Origin of the sequence: Mucilaginibacter jinjuensis (genome assembly GCF_028596025.1) — a bacterium.
Classification (GTDB): Bacteria; Bacteroidota; Bacteroidia; order Sphingobacteriales; family Sphingobacteriaceae; genus Mucilaginibacter; species Mucilaginibacter jinjuensis.
Genome location: NZ_CP117167.1, coordinates 4,228,275 through 4,246,255 on the forward strand (window position 1 = coordinate 4,228,275; position 17,981 = coordinate 4,246,255).

Consider the following 17,981-nt stretch of genomic DNA (forward strand, 5'->3'; position numbering starts at 1 on the left):
TTGAGATAAACTTGGCATTATTAAAGACACACAATTACATAAATAATTGTTTATCAATATTATATATTACATGTTTTTAATAAAAAAACATAGCAAAGCTTATAGTCGATCTAAATTGGTTTTCAAACGTAGAAAAACTAAACGGTTTTAGCAAATTATTAAAAAATATATTTGCTACTTTTTTTTCAATGAAGATGCCCTTACTATTAACTCCGGGTTAAGAACAATTTTGGTTGACGCATCTGCTGGCTGGCCTTCATTGTTCATATTGGTAAACAAAACATCGATCAGGTTTTCAGATAAATTCTTCATAGGCTGTGCAACAGCAGTAATTGGCGGGTTAAAAACTTCAAAAAATGCATGATCATCAAAACCGATAACGGCTATATCTTCAGGGATTCTCAGTTTTAACTTATTTAATGCAGCAAAACCCTGCAAGGCCAGGTAGTTTGTGGCAAACAGTACCGAATCAATTTCTTTGTGTTTGGTCAGAAAATTAGTGATCAGCTGCACTACTTTTTCGGGTTTCGAGGTAAACTTTATTTCTAATATGTACTCTTTAACACCTCCTCCCTTTATCGCCAAACGATAACCTGCCTTCCGGTCTTTCATTTGGGTTTGATCTGAGCTGAGCGTTACAAAGGCAATGTTTTTAAAACCTTGCTCAATTAAATGCTGTATGGCAATTTTAGACCCTTCCAGGTTGTCAATACCAACATAATCTGTATCTATTTCGGGAAAATATCTGTCGAACAGCACAAATGGTAAGCTATCATTACGCATAAATCTAAGTTCAGACTCAATTCCTTTAGGTGGTGTAATGATGTATCCATCCACGTTCCGGCTTTTAAACATCCTTATTAATTCAATCGTTTTTTTGGGATTATCTTCTGTACTGCAATAAATAATTTTATACCCTTTTTTATAAGCGCGTTCCTCAATCAGCCTGGCAACGCTTGCAAAAAAGGCATCTGCAATATCCTCTACAACCAACCCTATTATTTTAGATTTACCGGTACGGAGGCTTTGGGCTAATGCATTAGGGTTGTAATTTTTCTCTTCTATGTAGTCCAGAACCTTTTTTGTGAGCTTGTCACTAATCCGCATTTCTTTTGCTTTGCCATTCAGAATAAATGATATCGTGGTAATCGATATATTCAAATCCTGAGCTATATCGTTCATGGAAATTTTCTGTTTCATAATTCTGATTAGTTAACTGGTAAATGCAATAATGCAGGCTTGGTTATAACGACAAATATAGTAAGCAATTATTTAGACTTGCTTATTTAGATTATTTGACCAGTAACGCAGGATAGTAACGTGTTATCAAGATTGTTAATGAGTAATGCTTACAGAAGAAAACCCGGTAAAGCTCACAATTATTTCAGTACTTGCGAGCTTTTGCGACCCCGCTGCGATAGAATTATCGAACTATTTTTTTACAAGATTTAAAAAAACAAGATCCTAAACAAAGCCAAAACTAAAGCTGAATATAAAGAAAAATTACTAACCGCTTATCCGGATTATTCAGTTAATAAGCTCATTGATATTTACCTTGCCTATTATATCAATAGTAAACACTGGCAGGAATAAATCAAAATATTTAAATGGAGAAAAGCTATATATTAAGTATAGCTTTTCTTTCTGGCATAATGATTAGTTATCGAAGTACAATATTACTCATATCGATAGCGATCAATTCCGGAGAAGGCAATTTTGGCGTATTATCTTCCTGCCTCATGTAAACGCGCCTTTTTGTTCCGAATTTAATTCCCTGAAAGATTATATAGTTTTCAATGTAATTGGCCGCTGCAGTATTACCTACTACTTCCACTTCGTAATCTAAACGATCTATTAGACCATCTTCATTGATGTATAACTTTTCTACCCTGGAATGAGTTGCCAAATGCTTAGGAAAAGTAACCTGAAGGCAACGATAAACCTTTCCATTTTCTTGCCAGGGCTCAATTTCAGCTACTTTAAACGCGGGATCTGCAAAAAAGAATGGTGCACATAAGTAATTCCAAATTGCATAACCAGAAAAATAGGTTAATTGCAATAATGACCATGGGTCGTTATAATTAAATCCTGCAAATGAAGCACGCGGGTTATCCATTGCTTCAATTGTTTTATTACCTTCCATAATCGACACCCGATCGGGCTCGAACGTATTATGCCAGGTCTCCTTCACAAATGGATAAAATGTTGCAAACTGCCTGTCAGTGCTCACAGTAACATTGATATTGTCGAGTACACCGGTTTGCTGGCGTAATTCCCATGCAACACCTCTAACTTTCAGTTCGGCAGATATACTTTTAAAGCGCTTCCAGGCTTCAATGCCACCGTGTGCATCAAGGGTTAATTTTAATAGATCATTCATAATCATAAGTTATATATACTTGTTATTTGCAAGTACAAATGTATTTTTTCAACTTGCAATTTAAAAGCACATAATGACATATTTGTGTCAGTAACGTAAATCTGAGCGTAATCAAATACGCTATATTTGTGTTTTGATACAATCGAATATGAAAGAGATAAAGCACCGATCCGATTGCCCAATCAGCTATGGTCTTGACTTTTTTGGTGATAAGTGGACTTTGCTCATTGTACGGGATATTGTTATCTACAATAAGAACACTTTTGGCGACTTCTTGAATGCAGACGAAAAGATGGCTACAAATATTCTGAGCGATAGATTAAAAACGTTAGAAGCTGAAGGTTTCCTTTTGAAATATGCAGTGCCAGGGAAGGGAAAGGTAGCTTATTGTCTAACAGAAAAAGGAATCACTTTGGTGCCGATAATCGTTGAACTATCTGCCTGGGGATCGGCACATAATGAAAATAATGACAGCACGAAAAGGGAAGCCTTTGCTAAAGCATTAAAAAAAAGCAAAACCGGGCTTATTAGTCAATTGCAGGCGAAACTTTTAAAGGATTATCACTCGCACTTACCGGCATAAGCTCAGTTATTAGGATTAATCAATTTTAATGCAACTAAGAACTCAGCAATATAAACGAATGTAAATTGGTTATAATAAACGCCCCTTACTTTGAGGGGCGTTATTAACTTAATTAACTAACTGTATGCTTAATGAAGCATGAAAACTAAAGAACAAAAAGTATCTTAATCGCGTTTGGGCTTTAATGCGGTATTTAAACGTTCATATAAATCGGTTAAATGTTCGCGCGTAATAATATCTGCGGTAGTTGCATTTTTACATTCAACAGCCAGTTGCTTAGCATGCGCTTTAATAATAGATAAACCATCATTGTCAAGCCCTGTGGTTTGCTTGGTAATAATGGCAATTAAGGCTTCCACGTATACTTTTTGCAAATCGCGACGGTAAATGCTAACGGGTTTATGAACTGGCAGCTCAGAAAATATCCCTTGCTTAAGCTCATGCAACATTTGTGAGGCTGTATAGGCTTTGCCAGGGTAACTTCTTTCTTCACTAATGAGCATTGAGATATGCGACCCACTTAATAGCGATAACAACGTAGTTTTTTGAATTCTTGTAACCATACTAAAATCGGTAGATGTAAGGTCGAAGAGCTTAGCATCATTTAGCCAGTAAGGTGTGGCAAATAATTGCTGTTGCAAAAATGCCATAGCCTGTTGCTGTTTGGCTTTATTTACCAGCTCAAACACAGGGCCCTGTTGTTCGGCCGTTTTAGGGGTAACGTACATACCGCCAATATTGCGTAACACATGCCCCATAAAACGCTGATATTCGGCTACTATTTCCTTATACATATCCCCTGCCTTATCATAATTTTCATTAGGTTCATGTAACCAGGTTAGCAGATTGGGTTCAATACGTTTCAGGTTTTTAATACCATAAGTGCTGGCCAGCATGGCATCATCACCAAGGTCTTCACTCTGGTCGCGAGGGTCGAGTGTGTTAAAAGTTTGCTGTGTTAAAGGGTCAAGCTGGCTGCCATAAAAATATTGCTTGCCTGATGCCAGTTTAGCAACCATCCATTTATTAAGTGTCGGTTTTTCATCTGTAGCTGATTTAGCCTCCGGGATTAGTTTATATCCCCACTCAATGGCCCATTTATCGTAATCGCCAATACGCGGAAAAATTCCTTTTTCGGTAATATGGTCTTCGGGCTGGGCAACGTAGTTAAAACGTGCATAGTCCATAATTGATGGCGTATGCCCATGTGTTTCAACCCATGCCTTATTCCGTAAATTCTCTACAGGCACGGTTGACGATGCACCAAAATTATGCATCAACCCTAAGGTATGGCCAATCTCATGTGATGACACAAAGCGAATCAGCTGCCCCATCAATTCATCATCCAATTCTGGTTTGCGGGCACGTGGGTCAATAGCCCCGGCTTGTACGGTATACCAGTTTTGCAGCAAAGTCATTACGCTGTGATACCAGTTAATATGTGTTTCCAGTATTTCGCCGCTGCGTGGGTCTTTAATACTTGGCCCCATAGCATTGGCAATGGCCGATGGTTTATATACCAACACAGAGTGTCGGGCATCTTCCATGCTCCAGGTAGAATCGCCCACGGGTGCCTGCTTAGCCATAATAGCATTTTTAAAACCTGCTTTTTCAAACGCCACCTTCCAATCATCAATACCTTGCATTAAATAAGGCACCCATTTTTTAGGTGTAGCTGGGTCTATATAAATCACAATTGGCTTTTTAGGGTCAACCAATTCGCCGCGTTTGTATTTATCCATGTCGCCATCCTTTGGCTCCATGCGCCAACGCCAAATGTAATTGGTAGTGGCTACACCATGCGGGTTAGCATCGAAGTCGATATATGAATTAGAAAAGAACCCGATACGTGGATCAGCCAGTCTTGGTTGCATTGGTACCTTGGGTAGCAATACAATTGAGCTGTTAAACTCATACGAGAAAGGCGGCCCTGCAATTCCCCCCGGGCCTGGCTTTTGATTATAGGTTTTTACAGATTTAATCTCGAGGTTGTTTGGGAAGCCCATGGCATTATCGATGAAAGATCTGTCTATTACCAAATTACCAAGCAGGTTTCTAATAAAAGGGTCTCCTATCGCGAAAATAGTATTGTCATTATTTATAAAGTCGGTAACATCAATTACTGTGCTGTTTCCCTCTTTATTATAAGCTTTTACAGGGAATGCACCTTGTATACTTTGATAATTACTGTTGATTAACGATCTGGACAAACCATTCTCTGTAGTATCATTCGAAAATTCTTTGAACGATACCGAACGCAGTACCATCTTATCACCAGGTATTTTTTCGAATTGAATAACCGTTTCGGCAACTTCATCGCCAGAATAACTCATTACACCGCCAGGCAATCTGAATCCCGTAGGCGATTTATCAATCCGTGACACTACCAGTATGTCCCTTTTTAAAAGCGAATCGGGTATTTCAAACAAATACCTATCGGCAACCAAATGCATTTTCAAAAAACTTTTCATGGTTTTGGCCGATGCCGGTACCACATCTTTGTAAGCCTTAATTGTTACGGGCGGTTTAGCCAGGGCTAATTGGGCAAGACTTTTGGCCTTTGCAGTATCGATTACAGGTGCGGTAGAAGCAGTAGCTTTTGAAGCTTTCTTTTGCTGCGCATCTGCCGCATTTAATGCCAGTACCAACCCCGCCGAAAGTATAAGTGCCCGGCCTGTTTTTTTAGTGTTGATGTACATTTTATTTAATTATTTTATTAGGGATGTATTTTTTAAGCAAAGCAGTGGCTAACACCGGCACATTACCAATGTTGAAAATGGCAATGTGCGGCATCAGCCTGATTGTTTTAAAGGGGATTAATTATATCCTGTATTCTGTTTAAGGTTTGGATCGGCAAGTATATCTCCCGATGGGATTGGCATTAATTGTTTGTAACTGCTCCAGGTTGCTGCTTTTGTTGGTGCAACTGTAGTCATCACCGCATCAAGTTTGCCAGTACGTTTCAAGTCAAACCAGCGATGGCCCCACTCTGTAAATAATTCCACCTGGCGTTCGTGATAAATAGCGTTCAGAAGATCTGTTTGTGTGGTAAATGTGGTTGCAGCCAGGCCTGCACGTAAACGAATAGCATTTAAATCAGCAGCAGCGCCACCGGTATTACCTTGCTGGGCCCGCGCTTCTGCACGGATAAGATATTGTTCGGCAAAGCGCATCATAATTGGATATTCGGTAACTGCAACAGTCGGACTGTTTGAACTTACCTTGTATTTATTAGCATACCTGTAAGTCGTAATTGGCGCACTGGTGGTAGTATACGTACCTGTCCAATTAGCGAGGCGGCCATCACCGGCTTCAAATGAATTTACCAATGCTTTGTTTAAAGGCAACTGTGTAACCGCAGCCGAACTGGTATTAACAATTAAGTAAGCGGCATCAATCGTATTTAAATTGACGGTTGATACCGGTTGCAGGGCCCATAGTGTTTCTTTACTCCCTTTTAGAAACACTTGATTTAAGTTAGTTACCAATGTATAGTTTGAATTGGCTATAACAGCTGAGGCCTGTGCTTCAGCATTTTTCCAATCTTGCAGATATAAATATACACGTGCCAGCATGGCGGTAGCCACTTGTTTATTTGGCCTTACACGATCTGTTACTGTAGCACCCGTGCCATCAACATAAATATTATCTGCTAATGAGCTTTGCGCATCTGTCAAATCTTTGATGATCTGTGCATAAACCTGATCTGCGGGTGTGTTAGCTAATACATTATTAACGGTATAATCATCCGTCAATGTTAAAGGCGGCGTGCCATAAAGGTTTACAGCGTAAAAGTAAATGTATGCACGGATAAATTTCAACTCGCCCAGTAATTGTGCTTTTACAGCCGGTGTAATAGCAGACGATGCGGTGATACCATTGATAGCCGTATTGCAATAAAACAACTCTCTGTACATTGTTGTCCAAAACGGCGGTGGCACCAATGCTGTATAACTGTTTGTGTAAAAACTACCCAGCGACGAGGCGTTTGTACTTAAGCTAACCAGTTCATCTGAGGCAAGCCCCATACATAAGCTAACGCTGCTTGGCCCCTGATAAAAGTCGCCAACTGACATTTTTGTGAGGATACCCGCTACCACGGTTTGAGCAGCGCTGTTAGATGTAAATGCGTTACTACTTGTTGCCGAAACTTTAGATGGCCCAACTTCAATAGACTTTTTACAGCCACTGTTTACCAGTACCAGCAGCAATATGTTTATACCCAAAAGGGCCGAAAAAATATTTTTAATTTTCATGATTGCTTAATTTAAAGTGATGCTTGAATACCAAAAGTGATTGTTCTTAATGGTGGCATTTTCAAATAGTTCTGCGTTTCCGGGTCAGAAAAACCATAACCGGTTATAGTTGCCAGGTTTTCGCCCAAGGCATATATCTTCAAACTCCGCATGTGTAGTTTTGAGGCAATCTGGCTTGGGAACTGATAACCGACGGACGCGTTTTGCAACCTGATGTAAGATGCGTCGCCATAATAAGCGTCTGTGTTTTTGTTAACGCTCAGCGAATTTATAACCGTGGTACCGAAAGTGCTGGCATAACGGCCATATTTGGCAACATCACCCGGTTTTTGCCAATGGTTCAATACATCAACAGGATAGTTTAAACTGTAGTATCCAGGTACTAACCCACTTGATAGTATTTGCCCAAATGTGCTTCGGCCTAATTGCTTAATACCCCGGAATAGTACACTTACCAAAAAACCTTTATAGCTAAAAGTATTGGCTACTGTTCCAAAATAATCGGGATTAAGATTGATGAGCTTGGTTTGATCGCTGCCACTGCTTGAAGGTGTTGAAATAATATTACCGTTGCGGTCATAAAATTGGTATAACCCTGTTTGCGGATTAACGCCTGCATAACGGTTTACAAAAACCACATTAACAGATTGATTTAACTGCTGCGCAATGGCCGGACTGGCACTGGCATTAGGGAAAGCCAATAAGGCATTACGTTGCCTGCTTACCGTTAAAGTGGTAGACCAGCTAAAATCGTTGCTCCGGATATTTACTGTATTTAAACTAATGTCAAAGCCCTTGTTTTGCACTTTGGCCGGTAAATTTTGGTTGATACTGGTGAAACCCGTGGTTGTCGATAGCGGCGTAGCTGACAGAATATCTGTAGTACGATTAATAAAATAATTGCCTTCTAAACCGATACGCCCTTTCAGAAATTGCAGATCGAGGCCAATGTTGGCTTTTTTGGTGGTTTCCCAGCTCAGGTATGGGTTAGGTAAATTGGTTGGTACTATACCGGGGCTGCCCTGATATGGGTTTACCGAAGTAACAGCACTAAAATTCTCCAGGTATAAATATGGAGGGATCTGGTCGTTACCGGTTGTACCATAACTTGCCCTTAGTTTACCAAAGCTTAAGAATGGTAATGCTTGTTTAATAAATTCTTCCGAACTGAACAACCATGCTGCACCTGCTGCATAAAAAACGTGGAATTGGCGATCTTGCCCAAATTTACTTGAACCATCGTAACGGCCTGATATATTAACAATGTACTTATTTAGCCAGTTATAATTAGCGCGGCCATAAATAGCACTGTATTTATAATTATATGCGTTATAGCCTTGTCCATACGGGGTTACAGCACTACCGCCTGCAATATTATTAATCAACAGATCGGAAGTATAGCCTGTTACTTGTAGTTGTGTAGCATCTAACAGTTGCTTTTGCAAACTCGCCCCGGCAGTTACCTCAAGTGTACCCTTACTTACCTGTCTTGTATAATTTAACTGGGGTTCAATGCTCCAAAAACTGTTATTATCATAAGTGTAATTAGCCGAACCCTTCGATCCTAATGCAATATAAGTTGGCAAAATTGATGATAACGGATTGCCTAAAAATTCGTTAAGGCTTTGTTTATTATAACCTAAAGTGGCTTGCGCTTTTAATCCTTTTAATAAAGTATAGCTTAAAACCATGCTGCCGGTTACATTTGATACTGTTGTTCTGGCAATCTGGTTTTTTGAAATTAAAGGATTAATAAATGTATTATTCTGAAAGTTTAACGTGCCATCCGAAGTATACAAAGGTGGTGCATCAGGCGCTAAGCTGGCGCTTGATGAAAGATCGGCATTCGGGATACTGTTATTATCGTAAGTATACCCACCGGTCAGGGTCATATTAAACCTGTTATTATTACTTGTAGAGTTTAAGTTGAAGTGTAATGATGAGGTTTGATCATTGCCGCCTATCATTTGCTGAATGTTGGATACATTACGATAATCGCCGCTTACCATGTATGATACATTATTATTTCCACCCGATATGCTGGCTTGTGCATTGGTACTATGCCCCGTACCGCCTAAAAATGTTTTTGGCCAGTTGGTATAACGTGTGGTATCCCAGGTTCCATTAATATCATAATCAGAACTAAGTACAGCCTGATTATCATTCTTTTTACCCTCTTTTCTCATTTGAAGATATTGTTGGGTGTTTAAGAATTGTGGTACCGTGTTGGCCTGGCTAAATCCACTAAAAAAGTTTACATCAACCTTCATATCACCAGCCTTACCCTTTTTAGTGGTGATCAGGATAACACCATTTGCACCACGCGACCCGTAGATTGAAGTTGCATCGGCATCTTTCAAAACGTTTACGCTTTCAATATCCAGTGGGTTAATAAAACTCAATGCATCGTAACCCGAATTATTAGATCCTATGGTATTTGATTTTTGTGAGGTATAAGATCCACCGGTATAAGGGATACCATCAATTACATACAAAGGCGCAGTGCTTGTAGTTAAACCATTTTGCCCTCTTATTACCACATTATAACTGCTCCCTGCCTGCCCTGTTGATTGGCTAACTACCATTCCCGGCACTGTACCCTGCAATACACTTAAAACGTTGCCCACCGGATAATTCTGAATCTCCTTGGCCGTAACAGTAGTTTGGTCGCCAGTGTTAAGCCTTTTGGTAGTTTGGCCGTAGGCAATTACCTGTACCTCATCCAGCTTACTGATATCTTCTTTCAATATAATCTTAACTGCGCTTTTAAGATCTTTAACGGCCAACTCCTGAGTAGTGTAACCTATAAAGCTAATTTGTAGTATCGCATTTGGATCGGTAATCAAAGCATTAAATACCCCTGCGGTGTTTGTAACCCAGCCAATATTTGTCCCTTTTACTTTTATGCTTACGCCAGGCAGCGGCTGATCATGCTCATCTACTATTTTACCATTAACATAGGTATATGGCGGTGTTGCTTTTACAATTACCTGTGGCTGATCTTTACGCCTGATCACCACACTTTTGTCCACAACCATATAATCGAGCGGTTTATTGGCGAAGCATTTTTGCAACACTTCATCAATAGATGCGTCGTTGATCTCTACATTCACATTCGGCATATTTTTTAATACGCCTGCTTTGTAGAAAAAAGAGTAGCCACTTTGCTTCTCCAGTTGCTTAAACAATTTCTCTAACGACGTATTATTTGCCGTGAGGTTAATATGCTGTTGCCCAAATGCGGTTGCGTTTACCTGAAGAAAACCTATAAAAATGAGTAGGGTGGTTAATTTCATAACCAATAGTATTTTTTTAAACCGGGCATAGTTAGTGCACGGCAGACAAGAAGTAAAAATTTGCATACTTTTGTATGGTTTTGGGTTGGTGAAAAACTCGTTTAGTCAATTAGTTTAAATCGGTTGACCCATACTATTAGCCGGATTGTGCTTCGAACCACTCTCCGGTTTTTTTATGGCAACCAGGGAAACCTTTAGCCTTGCTGCAGGAAATATTGGAGCGTACTTATTTTACGATAATCTTTCTCCCTTCTATCTTAAAGTTAACACCAGTAAATTCGAGCACTTTCAGCGCGTTGGATGCGGTCATATTTCTTGAAAACTTACCGGTAAAATGATCCTCCGGGATCTTTCCGGCGTATTCAATATCCACATTATACCAGCGGCTTATCTGTCGCATAACCGTTTGTATATCTGCATTATTGAAGTAAAAACTACCATTTTTCCACGCCATAACTTCATCTGTATCAATACCATCTGTAACAGTAATAGCCGGGTTAACTACAGACACATTTAGCGAAGCCTGCTCACCCGGTTTAATAATTGCTTGTGCATTGCCCCCGCTTACTTTTACAGAACCTTCTAAAAGTGTGGTTTTAATAGCGGCTTCATCTGCATAAGCGTTTACATTAAAATGCGTACCCAATACTTCAATAGTCTGGCCTACTGTAGTTACATGAAACGGCATTGTCTTATTTTTCGCCACCTCAAAATAAGCTTCACCTGTCAACTCAACATTACGTTCTTTACCGGTAAATGAAGTTGGGAATTTAAGGGATGATGCTGCGTTAAGCCAAACCTGGGTGCCGTCGGCCAATATTACATTGTATTGCCCGCCCCGGGGAGTAGTTATGGTGTTATAGGTTACAGCAGCAATACCAGGAGTAGTATTATTTGTTAAGTAACTTAAAAGCCCGCTATGTTTCTTTTCTACAAGCACCTCCCCTTGTTTGGCAACCTGCCCATTTTTTGCATCATCCAAAACAAGGTTAGACCCATCAGCCAACTTTAAGATAGCCTTGTTGCCACCGGGTGCAATGTCATTTTTGAGATTATTTTTTACAACCTGTTCTGTAGAGGAAGTTTTATAGTGATAATATATTCCAATACTACCTACCAAAAGTAGCACAGCTGCTGCCAGCCATCTGAATGGTAATTTTTTGATCTTAGCAGGAGCGCTGGGGCGGGTATTATTAATATAATTATATAACTCCCGATAAGCTCGTTGTTTTATCTGGTTCAACTGTTCTTCACCAGAAGCATACTCGTCGCCATGAATATTTTCGTACCATTGCTCTACAAGTGCTTTCTCTTCGGCATTTGCTGTACCCGCATTATATTTGGCTATAAGTGCCTTTAAAATTTGCTGTTCCAAAACATGCTTTTTAATACATATCCGGTTAAGCGATAAAAAGTACTATATAAATTAACAATTTATTTCAGAAAAATTAACAATGCAGCAAAAGTGGGGCGTAGTGAACTACAAAACCGACAAAAAACAAGGATGAGTTGTATTCTTTGAGACATAAACGCAACCTGGAATAAGCATTTTGCAATTGATTTTTTACCGTTTGTTCAGATAAACCCAACTTTTCAGCAATTTCTTTAATAGAAAAGCCTTCTTCTTTTTTTAGAAGATAGATTTCTTTCATTCGAACCGGCATTTTCTCTACTTCTGCAAAAATCACACTTTCCAGCTCTTTAGTTAGCAACAGATTTTCTGATGAAATATCAAATTGTTCATCCTTTTGAGATACAGACAAGGCATATTTAAAATGAACTTCAGATTTCTCGTACTGCTTTAAGATCTTGTTGCGAAGTATGCCATATAAAAGTGGGAGGACTTTTTCTGTCAGGTCGAGATTATCTAAACCATTCCATAAAACCATAAAGGTTTCCTGTACCAGGTCTTTAGAAAGGTCTTCTGTTTGAGTTTTTCGATAAGCGTGCCTGAATAACTCATCCCAATGCTGATCAAAAGCTAATTCAAAAACCTGGACCTTATCAGGCCAGGTAGTAGAAAACCCACGATCATTTACATTAGACATCAATCAACAGCGTTTAAAACCCTAAATTAAAAAATTTAACGCATTAAATATTTGTTAACGATTAATGAATTACAACTAACTGGTATACCCGTGCGTGCAAACGTAGAATTTGATCGTTTTTCAGGATTATCTACCATCATCCACATCGAAATACCTAAGAATGTTTTTTATGTCAACTTACTTTATCCACATATCTATTACCACCAAAAATTCTCATTGGATAACTGAAAGAAAATCAGCATAAAAATCAGGGATCTCGCTTTCCCGAATAGATGAAATTGTTTTTTGCAGATCATAACTCAAGCTAACTATTTCAGCTTCAATATTACTTTCCTGGATATTCAGTATAAGATAAGTAGCCTTTCTATCCAGCGCCCTTGACCTCCCTACCGAGCCGCAATTAATTACCAACTGAGATCCCAACGAACGAATGTATGGCAGATGAGTATGCCCCATTACTAAGATCTCAGCGTTTACATCTGCCATCATCTTTTGCAAATCTGCACTGCTGTGATTTTCATAAATATATTCATCATTGTTTTTCACACTGCCGTGTACCAATAATAGATTTTTCTTTTGTGCACCAATATCTAATGCGACTTCTAATTGTTCTGGTAGTTTGCTTAAGAAAGCTTTATTACTTTCAGACAGAATAGCTTTGGTATGATTGATTGCGATTAATCTTGCTTCGGTTTCCAAAGCATCATGTTTACTTAAGGGAACAACGGGATAATCAAAGGCAATCCGCTCATCGTGATTGCCCATTAAACACGGGATATTTAATTCCCTGATTTTATTAATGACCTCGTTTGACCACGGTGCAAAGTCAACTAAATCTCCCAAACAATAAAGTTCGCTTATCCCTTTGGCTTCAATATCTTTCAGAACTGCTTCTAAAGCCGGCATATTGCCATGCACATCACTAAATATTGCTATTGATCGCATCTCTATTAGTTAGATTATAAATTGAGTTGAAATAGTTGCTGATCCAGAGCCGATGTTATAAATACTTTGCATGATAAGCGAATGCCAGGTTCTAAAAGATCAAGTTTGCTTAACGTATTTTCCTCATTATCATGAAAGTCATTGACCAAGCCGGATGGCTTTAAAAGTTTAACTGCACATGTTCCGCATCTCCCCATGCCTTTACATTCGCCAAATTCGTCCTCGCCCAATTCATCAAAAATCAGGGCCATCAGATTTTTGTGAGAGTTGTAATAAGTTTGAACGTGATGGATATTATTGCCAGATTGTATATCGAAACTAATATCTTTTACCTTATTGTCCATCAGTCTGGTGCGGTATGTTTAATAAATCTATTAGCTGCTGCGTATTTAAAACTGTAGCAAACTCAATATTGTTCATCATCAAATGCTTTTTGAATATCTATCAATATTAACGCGGGTGGATAGTTGGCTAAGTCCATTCAGGGAAGATCAATAAGATAAAACAAGCCTGCTTAATACAGCCTACAAATAAATGAAGTTTTACCATCGTACTAATGGTACTATTATCAGCTTCTTTGGTACTTTTCGTTAATTAAACGATTGGGTATTGAATTAAAGAGGAATAGATATATAGGGATGATTGGCAACGATGCTCATCAAATAATCAAGACATGCAGCAATTATTTTTTTTTGTAGAAGAAAAACATGATTTTTCAGTGAAAATCATATTTATATTTCAGATTATAAACAAGTTAAAAAACAAAAGCCTCTCAGATTAGGCTGAAAGGCTTTTGTTGTGACCGATGAGATAGAATTTTCGAACTATTTTTTGCAAGATTTGAAAAATTTGGCGGCTACGGCAGAGAATATTTTTAAGAAAGTTAATGACAAACTCAAATAGTTAAATTTCAATGATTCGGAGAAGATCGCGTAAATATTTACTCTGGCAATAGTAGCCGCTGTTATGAAAACAGTTCCCATTTTCAATATATGACACCCAAAATGACTAAATGATATAGACGGTTCAATAAGGATGCTGTGACAAGAAAGTAGCATAGTTATTCTAAGTAAATAATCATACTCTTATTAGCATTCAATAAATTTTAATTCATTCATTAAATATTTTCGGTGAACTCTATCGCGTTGCCATAAAGGTCCGCAATAAAAGCCGGTCAATTTCCGATTACAGGTAGATCAAAGGGTTCTCTCGTGATGGTAATGCCCCTGTCTCTTAAAACTGATATAGTTTCATCCACGCTATCTGCTGTTAAGCTGAAATGATGATTTCCCAAAACAATGAACAATAAACGGTCTTGGTGTAGGTTAATCATTGGCCCCTGAATGATTTCTAACCAAAGATCATCATCATTGGCAGGTGCTACGTAAGCCACGTAACACGTCACCTGAAACCCATTTTTCAACCAATCTAAATCCCAGTTTTTCAATATACCATTAGATCGTAGCTAATAAAAAGGGATACCTTACGGTATCCCTTTTTATTAGCCTGGCGATTATTCAGCAACTTCTGCTGCCGCAGCTTCATTCACATAATTTTCGGCAACTTGGGTCAATAAAGAGTCCGCATTTTTTTCTTCGGCTAAAGTTTCATCCAGTAAACTTTGTGCTTCACTATAGCCTAATGTTCCGGCCAAAGTACGCAAGGTACCGTATGATGCTATTTCATAATGTTCCACCTTTTGCGCGGCAGAAATAATAGCAACATCGCGCACTTCAGTTCCTTTATCAGTATCTGATAATAATTCAGTGGCTTCCTTTAAAAGGCCTTCCATTGCCAGGCATTTTTTGGCTGTCGCTTTCTCATTAATAGAGGCAAAAACGCTTTCTAAACGGGTCACCTGGTTCTTGGTTTCTTCCAAATGCGTGGTGATCGTTTGTTTAAGATCTGCTGAGGTTGCGCCTTTAATCATTTTAGGCAAAGCAGCAGCCAGGTGCTTTTCAGCCCAATAGATGTCCTTTAATTCGTCAACAAATAATTCTTTTAAAGCGCTTTCGGCTTCTGCTGAACGGCTGGCAGCTACTGCGGCCGTTTTTTTGGTTGTTTTTGTAGGCATGATGTTAATTTATTATAAGTATATAGATGTGTTATTTGTTCCATTTTATTTTTACTTCTGCGCCGCCATTAATTTCATATTCCAAATGCCCGTCTTTACGCTTGGCGACCTTTGTCTCAACTTCATTGCATTTAAGCGTAAATACAGGAAGGGTGATGTTCTTTTTAATAATCATTAGCCGGCAGGTTAGGCGCTCATCTCCTTTTACACTTAAAGAAAGGCTTCCTTTCCGGTGATGGTAGCGCGCAGATGGGTAGTCAACATATATTAGGAAGTCCTCCCCGGGTACCTGGTAGAAGTGCCGTGGTATAATACCAAAGGCCACGCCAGCTCCGTAAACTTCCTGACCAACCGTACCCGATTGCTCCCAGCCGTCATGGATATCCTCGATAGCAATCCAAAGCTTATGATCCACCTGCCCGGTCTTTATCTTGTCTGATAACATTTCTTTAGGCAGGTTGGGCGGATAATAATATGGGGCGCGATTTAAGATATAGCGCAGAAATTCGGGGATTAGTAAATTAACTGACGGTAATATACCTTCACCATCTGCGTATAATAAGAAGTTATGTAATGCGGCAAATACCTCTTGCTCCTCATACGCAGCCGTATAAGGCGCATCATTAAGCGGGAACATTGCAAAAAAGGTTGGATAATTTTTGGCGTAGCCATAATTGCAATCCCAAAGCTGGAAATTTTTACAAACATTTGCCAGGCATAAATAAGCCAGGTCAAGGTACTGCTGATCTTTCGTCTCTTTATACAACCAAAGCATGGCATTGGCTCCAAAAGCGGTATTGTTAGCTTGGTAAAATAAGTCGAAGCCTTTACCATGCAGGGTTTTCGCAGCTTTTTTTGCCTCCAGTAAATATTTGTTTTTTTTGGTCAGTTGCCAGGCGTGCAGCATCACCAGCGCGTATAAACCAGCCACGTCCCTTTCGCCTCCTTTTCCGGGAATGGTTTCCAATTTCACTACTTCAAGCGTAGCCATATTATACATTACCGGCCACTCGTAATTAAAGTGATGTGCCACGCGGATAGCAAAGTCCAGAGATCCCAGAAATAATTTCTCACATTGCTTATTCCCACGTAGGGCCATACGGCCCAGATTAAGCAACGGATGGTGCAAGTACCATGAATCCATAACATTGGGCTTCAATTGCTCTTCATCACCACTCAGCTTGTCAGCCAGAGCCGGTAAAAAGCGCACAACTGTTTTTAGCTCGTTACTGTAAAAAGCATCTAATCCGTTTAATATCTTTTGCATCGCCGGCAAGTCGCTCCCCTTCCAATCATAATAATCTGCCAACGGCAGCAATACCGCCAGTTGCACCATTAGTTCGGGTGGGGTATCATAGTCGGCTACGTAAGCGTTTAGATAATCTTGCTCAGCGCCGTGCGACCAGCACCCATGGCTAAACTCCAGATCGTTCAATCCCTGGTCTACCATATCGGGCCAGGAATAATAAGTGGTAGCCGGTTTAGGCATGTGCAGATAAATATCTGCCAGCAGGTCGAGGAATTGTTTAGCCTGGGCGGCTTCGTCTTTTGGATGTTCAGGACTAAAGGCAATAAACGCATCTGACAGTACCATATCTTGATGCGCTGGTATAGGTTTATCTTTAAGTGTAGGCGGTAAAGCAAAGCCCAGTTCAGGCCAGCTACCGCCAACTGAATTACCCAAAGTTGTTTCAGTTGCCTCGGCGTAATCATTCAGCGCGGTAAGATTTTGAAAATACAATAATGAGCCTGATTTTGGTTTATCCAAGGTGATATATTGCAAGCCCGAACGTGTGCCCACCTGGCTAACCAATACGGTTCCCTCTGGATCGGCCGTGTTCCCTTCAGGTCCCGTAATAACCATATCCCTTGGCCAAAAAGGAACTAAAAGCGATTCATCTGTTTTTAGGGTAGTGATGTAACGAAAAAGAGGCTTCTTAAGATCAGGAATTTCTAGTTTTACCTGATATTTTCCAATACCCGAAGTTAAATTTATCACTAAGCCATTATCATACCTGGTTATTTTACCTAATGTTAAATGATCATTAGGAGCATACGCCGGGCGTAAAACGATCTGTATCCCTTTAGGGCACCTTACTGCTATCCAAAGTGAATTATAAAGGTTGTATATCTTGATCTGGTAGCCTGCAATCGCGTAAGTGGCCAATGCCGGCAGGTTTTGGTCATTGAAATGGTTTTTAACTGCTCTTGCCCAGGGTGATAGTGCATTCATTGTAAAAAGCTTTATTGTAAAACAAGAATCATTACACCGAGAACGCGTCGGTAGCGCCATTAAAATCGTGTAGCAATAACTTCCTGCTTTCCTATTTGTTTTTAGTTAAAAATTTTATTTAATAAGACATCGTATTTAAACCAGGAAATTATCTGGTTGAACCACT

13 protein-coding genes are annotated in these 17,981 nt (G+C 39.4%); 1 reads left to right on the forward strand and 12 read right to left on the reverse strand.

What is annotated here, in order from left to right; all coding sequences use genetic code 11:
• Positions 1–174 precede the first annotated feature (174 nt).
• Complete coding sequence (locus PQO05_RS18325) at positions 175–1,200, reverse strand: LacI family DNA-binding transcriptional regulator (protein WP_273628888.1); 1,026 nt, start codon at positions 1,198–1,200, stop codon at positions 175–177.
• Positions 1,201–1,660: 460 nt separating this feature from the next.
• A complete protein-coding gene (locus PQO05_RS18330) occupies positions 1,661–2,380 on the reverse strand; it encodes a hypothetical protein (protein WP_273628889.1) in 720 nt (239 codons plus the stop codon).
• Between the two features lie 148 nt (positions 2,381–2,528).
• Between PQO05_RS18330 and PQO05_RS18335 the strand changes: the two genes are divergently transcribed.
• Complete coding sequence (locus PQO05_RS18335) at positions 2,529–2,963, forward strand: winged helix-turn-helix transcriptional regulator (protein WP_273628890.1); 435 nt, start codon at positions 2,529–2,531, stop codon at positions 2,961–2,963.
• Positions 2,964–3,127: 164 nt separating this feature from the next.
• On the opposite strand, the gene PQO05_RS18340 is transcribed toward PQO05_RS18335, so the two are convergent.
• The 10 genes from PQO05_RS18340 to PQO05_RS18385 form a co-directional block, all read right to left on the reverse strand.
• The gene (locus PQO05_RS18340) at positions 3,128–5,662 is read right to left on the reverse strand and encodes a zinc-dependent metalloprotease (RefSeq protein WP_273628891.1); all 2,535 of its coding nucleotides are present in this window, start codon (positions 5,660–5,662) and stop codon (positions 3,128–3,130) included.
• A gap of 117 nt (positions 5,663–5,779) precedes the next feature.
• Positions 5,780–7,219, reverse strand: a complete 1,440-nt coding sequence (locus PQO05_RS18345; protein ID WP_273628892.1) for a RagB/SusD family nutrient uptake outer membrane protein — start codon at positions 7,217–7,219, stop codon at positions 5,780–5,782.
• 11 nt (positions 7,220–7,230) lie between these two features.
• Positions 7,231–10,515 (reverse strand): SusC/RagA family TonB-linked outer membrane protein, encoded by a 3,285-nt coding sequence (locus PQO05_RS18350; RefSeq protein WP_273628893.1) that lies wholly within the window; start codon positions 10,513–10,515, stop codon positions 7,231–7,233.
• Positions 10,516–10,741: 226 nt separating this feature from the next.
• On the reverse strand, positions 10,742–11,890 hold the full coding sequence (locus PQO05_RS18355; protein ID WP_273628894.1) for a FecR family protein: 1,149 nt from the start codon (positions 11,888–11,890) through the stop codon (positions 10,742–10,744).
• A gap of 73 nt (positions 11,891–11,963) precedes the next feature.
• Positions 11,964–12,563 carry an RNA polymerase sigma factor gene (locus PQO05_RS18360; RefSeq protein WP_273628895.1) on the reverse strand — a complete coding sequence of 200 codons (600 nt, stop codon included), beginning with the start codon at positions 12,561–12,563 and terminating at the stop codon, positions 11,964–11,966.
• A gap of 213 nt (positions 12,564–12,776) precedes the next feature.
• Positions 12,777–13,508 carry a metallophosphoesterase family protein gene (locus PQO05_RS18365; RefSeq protein WP_273628896.1) on the reverse strand — a complete coding sequence of 244 codons (732 nt, stop codon included), beginning with the start codon at positions 13,506–13,508 and terminating at the stop codon, positions 12,777–12,779.
• A 14-nt stretch (positions 13,509–13,522) separates the two neighbouring features.
• Positions 13,523–13,852, reverse strand: coding sequence for a 2Fe-2S iron-sulfur cluster-binding protein (locus PQO05_RS18370; RefSeq protein ID WP_273628897.1), 330 nt, complete (start codon positions 13,850–13,852; stop codon positions 13,523–13,525).
• 830 nt (positions 13,853–14,682) lie between these two features.
• Positions 14,683–14,955, reverse strand: a complete 273-nt coding sequence (locus tag PQO05_RS18375; protein WP_273628898.1) for a VOC family protein — start codon at positions 14,953–14,955, stop codon at positions 14,683–14,685.
• A gap of 66 nt (positions 14,956–15,021) precedes the next feature.
• Positions 15,022–15,582 carry a YciE/YciF ferroxidase family protein gene (locus PQO05_RS18380; protein WP_273628899.1) on the reverse strand — a complete coding sequence of 187 codons (561 nt, stop codon included), beginning with the start codon at positions 15,580–15,582 and terminating at the stop codon, positions 15,022–15,024.
• Positions 15,583–15,613: 31 nt separating this feature from the next.
• On the reverse strand, positions 15,614–17,815 hold the full coding sequence (locus PQO05_RS18385) for a hypothetical protein (protein WP_273628900.1): 2,202 nt from the start codon (positions 17,813–17,815) through the stop codon (positions 15,614–15,616).
• Positions 17,816–17,981 lie beyond the last annotated feature (166 nt).